This window comes from Bacillus sp. AFS037270, assembly GCF_002585305.1.
Genome location: NZ_NUNF01000008.1, coordinates 1 through 1,999, shown reverse-complemented (window position 1 = coordinate 1,999; position 1,999 = coordinate 1). Strand labels below are relative to the sequence as shown.

Annotated in this window: 1 protein-coding gene; it reads right to left on the bottom strand. The window is 33.2% G+C overall.

All coding sequences use genetic code 11. The annotated features are described in order from the left end of the window. Window positions 1-140 precede the first annotated feature (140 nt). Window positions 141-1,328: a DUF3880 domain-containing protein gene (locus COD92_RS03180; RefSeq protein ID WP_098532483.1), complete on the bottom strand. Its 1,188-nt coding sequence runs from the start codon at window positions 1,326-1,328 to the stop codon at window positions 141-143. Window positions 1,329-1,999 lie beyond the last annotated feature (671 nt).

The following is a 1,999-nucleotide window of genomic DNA, read 5'->3' as shown; positions in this document are numbered from 1 at the left end:
ATTGATACAGGCTTTTATCTGAAAATTTCTTATTTGAACTAACGCCCTCTTTAAGTGGAAATATTCGCAATATAAGCAATATTATAAAGTACAAGTGATTCTTCACTCGGATCTAGAACAACAACCCAGCCCAAAAATCCTTAAAAGTTATTTTTAGTATGCTTTTTCTTAATTTTAATTATTTGACCTGCATATATTTTATCTGAACTAAGATTATTAAGTTCGATCAATTGTTCTATCGGGACATTATATCTATTTGCAATTTTTGCAAGAGTGTCATCAGGAGAAATCTTATAAATTTCATAGATTTCTTTTAGAAATTCGGAATAATGAATAATTTCTCCGATATCTCTTAGAATCCCTCTATTTTCTAATACTTCAAGTATTCGCTTAGCTCGATTTCGATAGGAATGATCCTGGACAGCTTTTTGACCATTTTCACGTATTTGTTGTCTTTCTAGATCATTTTTTAAATATTCTTGAATCTTAGATACTGTTTCCTTACGGCCGGATGAAACAATTAAATCTTGACCTGGTGTAAATTTTTCACGAACTGCAGGTGTATCCGTTGTTAATAAAACCCCACCAGAACCAAGAATTTCGAAAGTGCGCATCGTAAGTTGCTTGCTAGAGTTTTGCAATCCAATAACGATTTTGGCAGAACTATAGACTTTATAGGCATCCCTATAGTCTAAATAGCCATGAATCCAATTAGTTGGAATGTCACTTCCAATATACTCCCCCATTTTATCCCAATGATTCCCCCAAAAATCAACCCGAATTCCTTTCTTGATAAGTGGCTTTATTAATGTCCTTAAGGCCTCCGCACGGAACGACTCTGGATTTTTTTTAAGATAATCAGGATAAGCATTAGCTACTACCGCTATGTCACAACGATAGTTATTAAATGGTTGTACAGGATAATGTACACTCTGATGGTACCCAAAGTCTAAATGATCAGCCTTGAAACCTAGTTTCTCATATTTTTCACATAATGAAGGTGTTACCGTAAAAACGAAATCTGGTTTAACTGCATTAATAAGAGGTTTGGTAAAATTTTCAGTGTGTAAAGGGTCTTCAGTTGCCCAATAAACGAGCGGAATCGTTGTTTTCTTGATAGCCTCTCGGATCCACGGCCACTTTTCTTTCGAGTGTTCGTTTGTCCATCCGAGATATATGATTAAATCAGGCTTAAACAAATCTAGCATTTCTGAAATATTATCCTTACTTAAAGGCCCGGAAATCATCACCGTATGCCCTTCTTCTTTAAAACCATTAGGTAAACCATAAATCCAAATTGGGTGACTTTCTAGAAATAAAATCTTCAAAAGCTACCATTCCTTTTTATATTATACTTTCTCCTATTAATATGTGAATTTCCAAAAGCTTGTCACGGTATTAGTCTATAAATTATAAATTTAGAAATCCCGCCTATTAAGGAATATCCCCGCTCCAATAAAGAACTTAATTGTTTTAAACTTTCTTCACACATTCTTCTTGCACTAAACTGCCGAGTTTGTTCAACAAAATTAAAGCTGTATTGTCAAAAGTATCTGCAATAAAATGACAAATTTATGAATCTGGCGAAAAACTCTTTTCAATTTCAGTTTCACTTGATATTATCCCTATTAATACAGTAGGAATAGTAGGTGTTCTCGAAAATGTCTTTGTATGTAAAATTACCAAGTGATTTTTTGATTCAATTTTATTATGAAGTGAAAAAATGATTTCAAAAGGATTAGTTTCTAAAAATATGTACTATGAATTAGGACTAATAATTGCAGTTGCGTCAAGAAGAGGGATACTATTGGATAAGCCACAAGATTTTGAACAACACATTGTCCACGAATTATTAATGGAATTAAGTAACTAGAATCCCGCCCTGATTAAATAAATAGCTAATCGTAAGAGGTCTTCCATTAAACAAACAAAAAAGCCATTGATAAAAATCAGTGGCTTTCTTCAACTAAAGCTAACCTTTAGCATTCCTGTAGATCGT